The organism is Kitasatospora sp. NPDC023120 (genome assembly GCF_055560835.1).
The window spans coordinates 1-2667 of record NZ_JBVHHY010000094.1 but is presented as its reverse complement, the minus strand read 5'-3'; the positions used below and the strand labels follow the sequence as shown (position 1 = coordinate 2667).

The 2667-nt window shown below is 68.9% G+C and carries 4 protein-coding genes; 1 reads left to right on the top strand and 3 read right to left on the bottom strand.

Annotation, left to right across the window (positions count from 1 at the left end; translation table 11 throughout):
• Positions 1-516: 516 nt before the first annotated feature.
• Complete coding sequence (locus ACZ3TI_RS40815) at positions 517-927, bottom strand: winged helix-turn-helix transcriptional regulator (protein WP_465735634.1); 411 nt, start codon at positions 925-927, stop codon at positions 517-519.
• Positions 928-1065: 138 nt separating this feature from the next.
• Between ACZ3TI_RS40815 and ACZ3TI_RS40810 the strand changes: the two genes are divergently transcribed.
• Positions 1066-2040 (top strand): NADP-dependent oxidoreductase, encoded by a 975-nt coding sequence (locus ACZ3TI_RS40810; RefSeq protein ID WP_465735632.1) that lies wholly within the window; start codon positions 1066-1068, stop codon positions 2038-2040.
• Between the two features lie 153 nt (positions 2041-2193).
• Here the strand turns inward: ACZ3TI_RS40810 and ACZ3TI_RS40805 are convergent, their stop codons facing one another.
• Both ACZ3TI_RS40805 and ACZ3TI_RS40800 read right to left on the bottom strand, forming a co-directional pair.
• The gene (locus tag ACZ3TI_RS40805; RefSeq protein WP_465735630.1) at positions 2194-2484 is read right to left on the bottom strand and encodes a hypothetical protein; all 291 of its coding nucleotides are present in this window, start codon (positions 2482-2484) and stop codon (positions 2194-2196) included.
• Positions 2481-2667 (bottom strand): hypothetical protein (locus ACZ3TI_RS40800; protein WP_465735628.1); only part of this gene is annotated, 187 nt, incomplete at its 5' end. The genes ACZ3TI_RS40805 and ACZ3TI_RS40800, both read right to left, overlap by 4 nt.

Below are 2667 nucleotides of genomic sequence, written 5' to 3'. Positions count from 1 at the left end.
TGACGGGTTAGGCACCCGGCTTTGCCCCTGCGGCATCGTCACGGATACTGCCGTAGACAATTCACCATGACCTCCCGGATCGAATACCGAAGACCCTCCCCAGGAGTTCCCCGCCGCCAAGGACGGCGAGTGCGCACCGCAAACCAGCCCGAATCCACCGGGTTAGAGCTGGCACGTGATCAAGAGGCGTAACGCAGCCGGTTCCTCGCGTATACCTTCCCGTCTCGCTCACCGCACCCGATCCATCCGGCAGTCCTGGATCGTCGCGACTTTGTCGAGGCTGCTCCCACCCTCCCCGGCGACTCCCGGGTCCGGCTGCCTCCAGCTTCACCCCACCGCTACGGCGGCAGGGAGATGAAGGTCTTCCACCCCCATTCGGTACAACAACAGAGCCTCGTGGCGCACTCGGTCTTCACGTAGAGTGCGGTGGCGAGGGAGTCCAGGTCAGGCGTCACAACCGATCTTTGGACTCCCTCGCTTCATGTCATGCGCGCCGGCGAGCCCTTGGCATCGCGTCTAGAGAGGACTGGGCTCCTCGGGGCGTGCGTCGAATGCGGCGCGGGCGGCGTGGACGCGGGAGGCGTGGTCGACGGCCCAGTCGGCGACGGCGGTGGTGAGCTCGCCGGCGGCGTGTCCGAGATCAGTGAGGGAGTACTCGACGCGCGGGGGCACGGTGGGGTAGACGGTGCGGGCGACGAGGCCGTCGCGTTCGAGGGCGCGCAGGGTCTGGGTGAGCATCTTCTGCGTCACGCCGTCGAGCAGGCGACGCAGCTGGCTGAATCGCAGTGGTCCGGGGGAGCGGCGCAGGGCGGCGAGGACGTACAGGGACCACTTGTTGGCGAGGACCTCGACGACTGTGCGGGAGGGGCAGCTGCGGCGGTAGGTCGCGAGTAGGTCGGCGGGGCTGCGGCGCGAGTCGGTATCCATAAGGTACCTGAATACCCTTCAGGTACCTACTTCACAAGCGATACTCACGGCGACCAGGATGATCGCCATGGCGAGGCGATCGGGAGCGGCCCGGTCCCCGTCGGCGTCGATCACCAAGGGGATTCCATGGGCAGCGATATGCGTGCGGTTGTCGTCCGCGAGTACGGCGGGCCGCAGGTGTTGGAGGCGGCCCATGTGCCGGTGCCGGAACCGGGCCCGGGCGAGGTCCTGGTCAAGATCGCGTACGCCGGGGTCAACCCCGCCGACTGGCGCATCCGCTCCGGACAGGTGCGCCGCTTCGGGACCCCGCCGTTTTCGATCGGCCTTGACCTGGCCGGGACCGTCGAGACGACTGGCCCGGGAGCCGTCCGATTCCAGCCGGGCGACCGCGTTTACGGGGTGACGATCCCGCCGCGCGGCTCCTACGCCCAGTACGCGGCCGTCCCCGAGTCCCAGCTGGCCGCCGCACCCCGGCGCGCGAGCCTGCGCAAGGCGGCGGCGCTGCCGGTGACCGCGCTGACGGCGTGGCAGGCGCTGGAGCGCGCTGGCACGGTGGAAGAGAGCAGCCGGGTGTTGGTCCACGCGGCGGCGGGCGGCGTCGGCCATCTGGCAGTCCAGCTGGCCAAGGCACGCGGTGCCTACGTCATCGGCACCGCTCGCGAGGCCAACCACTCCTTCGTGCGCGGGCTGGGTGCGGACGAAGTCCTCGACTACACTGCGACGGACTTCGCCGCCGCGCTCGCCGCCGACGGCAGCCGGGTGGACGCGGTGATCGACCCGATCAGCGGCGACTACGGCCTGCGGTCGCTTCAGGTGCTCAGGGCCGGCGGCGTCCTGGTCGACGTGCGCGGCACCGGCCCGGACCGCACCGCCCTGCGCGCACGCGCCGACACGCTCGGCCTCGGGCTGGTCGAGCTGTCCTTCACCCCGTCCGGTGAGGACCTGGCCGCCCTCGCCACCCTCGTCGACCAGGACCTGCTGCGAGTGTCCCTGGCCCGCACCTACCCCCTGGAGCACGCCGCCGAAGCCCACGCCACCAGCGAGTCGGGGCGCACCCGCGGCAAGATCGTCCTTTCCATCGACGCCGACCCCGACGCCGATCCGCTGCCGTAGCGCCCTGTGGACTTCTCTCCCTTCATGTCATGCAAGCCACCGAGCCCTTGGCATCAGTCATCTAGGATCCCGCCAGCTGCCGGACCACGCGGCGCGGAACTGCTCTCGGCGGTCCGGCACCGCGGCAGGACCGCCGTAGCGCCCCCTCAGCCTTCAGGCAGGTAACGTCGGATGTACGCCGAGTCGGCGCTGAGCCCGTTGGACGGCCAGGTCGCCGGTGGACTCCGAGCGGGGGATCCACGTTGGACGATTGAACCAGTCCGGCGCCCCACCGATCTCCTGGCTATCGACCACCTTCTCTGGGTCGCCTGCCTGAAGCTTCTTCTCCTTGTGGCGTGCCCAGCCTGCCCACAAGGCGGCCTTCAGCAGGTACTGACACAGGTCAAGGAAGAGGGAGAGTACGAGTGCAAGCCCGGCACAGAGAAGGCGCGTGCGCAGGTTCACGCCGGAAGTCTGAAGACCTCCCGCGAGGAGCCAGACGACAGCAATTCCAGCCAGCGCCAACTGCCAAGCCACCGTACTGGCTGTTCCGCTAGCTTGATCTTTAACCTGTGCGGCGAGGTCGAGGGGTGCTGGACTTCTTTGTCTTCTTCTCCGGCGGCGGCTTCGTGGTGTCTGTTTTGCGGA

Coding starts and splice junctions, on each gene's coding strand:
- ACZ3TI_RS40815 (WP_465735634.1), bottom strand. CDS start 927: ATGGATACCGACTCGCGCCGCAGCCCCGCCGACCTACTCGCGACCTAC.
- ACZ3TI_RS40810 (WP_465735632.1), top strand. CDS start 1,066: ATGCGTGCGGTTGTCGTCCGCGAGTACGGCGGGCCGCAGGTGTTGGAG.